The following is a 2,305-nucleotide window of genomic DNA, read 5'->3' on the forward strand; positions in this document are numbered from 1 at the left end:
CTCAAAAAACTAATTTATAGAATTATGAGCCTAGAATAATAATGTATAAACTTAATCAAGAAAAGAGTTGTTTTTTAGCTCAGTTCTTTGTTGTAAAACGTTTTTTATTTCAAAGGATCGTATTTCTCATAATAGTCTTGAATTTGTATTCTAATATTATGCACTTTTTCTTCTATCTGACTAATTCCGATTCCTTCTTTATATTGTCTGCTATTAATTTTATTATGAATAGTTGAACTCAAGTTTTCCAAATTTGATTTACCTTTATCAGTCACTAATTTATTACCAAAACCCCTTAATTCTTCTTCTTCTATTTGTCTCGCGAGGTTTACACGATTTTCTAAATTATCTACAACAATCTTTCTAATTACTTTTGGTACAAACGGGTCAGATTTTATTTTATTAACCCAATTATTCAGTTTTTCGATTTGGGGATTCGAAGGAGTTCCACCCATCCATTCATCGTATTTTAAAAACTCTTCTTTATTTTCTATGAATTGTTTAAGCATAATTTGAGCAGGACTTCTTTCTTTCCAATGAGCTTTTGCCCAATAATTTTCCGAATTTTTATCAAATTCCGAAATCAGAAATTCAGATATATCTTCGACCTTTTGTAAAGCCTTTTTCTGATATTCTGTATTAACTGAATTTAAAAAACTTCTTTTAGCTTTTAAATAGGTGAGAATTGCAATTGTTCCTGCAACCAAATAAAAAATGATTTGAGTAATTTTTAATATAGATTCTAAATTCACAGGATTTGTTTAAATGTTTTACAACGTTTTTATATATGGTTTGTTGCGTATTTCGAGCAACTAATTTAGTAAATAAAAACGGAATAGAAAATCCGCCAAGGATTTTCATAAGTAGTTAATCACAAGCAATAAATTATATATGGTGTTGGCAATAGTTTTATTGTCTCCAAAGGTATTTTAAAATCCAAATAAATGAATTTCCTTTCAAGTCTTCTATAATTTTTTTTTGATCTTTATTTAATTCCTCCGCAGTTTCTATTTTTAGGTTTAAATCAGATAATACTTCTTTACTCAATTTTTCATAAAAAGAACAACTTAGCAAATGATTATAAAGTTCGTCATTTTCTATTTCTTTTTCTTTTAAATGAGCAATCACTTTTTCTTTAAATAAAGACATTTTATCAATAGGCATATTTTTTTTCAGATAATCAATTGTATATGTAATTTCAATTAAATCACTATGAGTTTTTGCCTTAAAAGAAGTTTGAAGAAGTAATTCAGGATTTATACTTTTAAGAATATCAGAATTGAACATTGGCATATAATCTAATGTCTTATTGCTTTTCTTTTGTGTCGAAAAATTTCCAACAAATTCAATTCCTTGATTAAATCTTCAATATACTTTTCGCATTTTGGAATTGAAATTGCTTGAAAACAATTAATTATGATTTTTCTTATTCGATTTAGTTTAAAAGCAGTCGTAATTCGACCGTATGTTCCAGAAATAAAAACACCAATCAGTGACCCTATAAAACCTGCAATTAAAGCGTTCTTGTCCATTTTTTGTGTAAATTATTGCCAACTGGAGTGGATATACTTAGTTTAAAAAAATTGCGCAACGATATTTTTTTTATATTTTTTCAATTTTACCATTATTTACTTTAAGAGTAAAGAAATAATTATATCGATAGTTACCGTTTGGAGCGGGTTCACCATTGAGAAAGACATTGTTTCCAATCTCCAAAGGTTTGTCTTTATAATCTACACTGATTACTAATTTACCTTTATTAGTTTTTAAATTATTTGTGTGAACCGTATTAGTTTTGGGATATTGTGTTAAGTATTTATTTTCAAGAACGGATGAAATATTATTAATTGAATTTTTATATTCATTGAAAATATTTTCGTTTACCAAAAAAAGATATTCGTTCTTATTATCTAGTTTGAGAATAAAAAAATTTGCATCGAGAAAACCAAGTTTAAAAAGAAAACTCTCATTTTCAATATCTATCAATAATGAATTATTTTTAATATATTCCCATTTCCTTTTTTCCACACTTCCATCAGTAGAAATAATTAGTTGATTATTTGGTCTAAATATATAAGTTTTTTTAGAATTAAATATTTCTTCAATTATTATCCAATTTGCGTTAGTTATATTTGTTAGGTCATCGAGTTTTTTCGAGTATCTCTGAATTTTAGGAATTAAGTCTGAAAAATAAGTTTTCATTAGTTTGTTGTATTGTCCTGAAATAGGTTGACCTTTTTTTTGAATTTATAAGGTTAATAATTCCAGATTTTTTTTATTTCTTCGATACGATTTATATTCGATA

At 25.9% G+C, this 2,305-nt stretch carries 3 protein-coding genes; all 3 read right to left on the reverse strand.

From position 1 onward, the window contains the following. Positions 1-104: 104 nt before the first annotated feature. A complete protein-coding gene (locus AQ1689_RS08775; RefSeq protein WP_101955850.1) occupies positions 105-752 on the reverse strand; it encodes a hypothetical protein in 648 nt (215 codons plus the stop codon). A gap of 157 nt (positions 753-909) precedes the next feature. Continuing rightward, the gene (locus AQ1689_RS08780) at positions 910-1,293 is read right to left on the reverse strand and encodes a hypothetical protein (RefSeq protein WP_101955851.1); all 384 of its coding nucleotides are present in this window, start codon (positions 1,291-1,293) and stop codon (positions 910-912) included. Positions 1,294-1,602: 309 nt separating this feature from the next. After that, positions 1,603-2,202 carry a hypothetical protein gene (locus tag AQ1689_RS08785; RefSeq protein ID WP_101955853.1) on the reverse strand — a complete coding sequence of 200 codons (600 nt, stop codon included), beginning with the start codon at positions 2,200-2,202 and terminating at the stop codon, positions 1,603-1,605. Positions 2,203-2,305: the final 103 nt, after the last annotated feature.

The organism is Tenacibaculum finnmarkense (genome assembly GCF_900239185.1).
Taxonomy (GTDB): Bacteria; Bacteroidota; Bacteroidia; order Flavobacteriales; family Flavobacteriaceae; genus Polaribacter; species Polaribacter finnmarkensis.

Coding starts and splice junctions, on each gene's coding strand:
- AQ1689_RS08780 (WP_101955851.1), bottom strand. CDS start 1,293: ATGCCAATGTTCAATTCTGATATTCTTAAAAGTATAAATCCTGAATTA.
- AQ1689_RS08785 (WP_101955853.1), bottom strand. CDS start 2,202: ATGAAAACTTATTTTTCAGACTTAATTCCTAAAATTCAGAGATACTCG.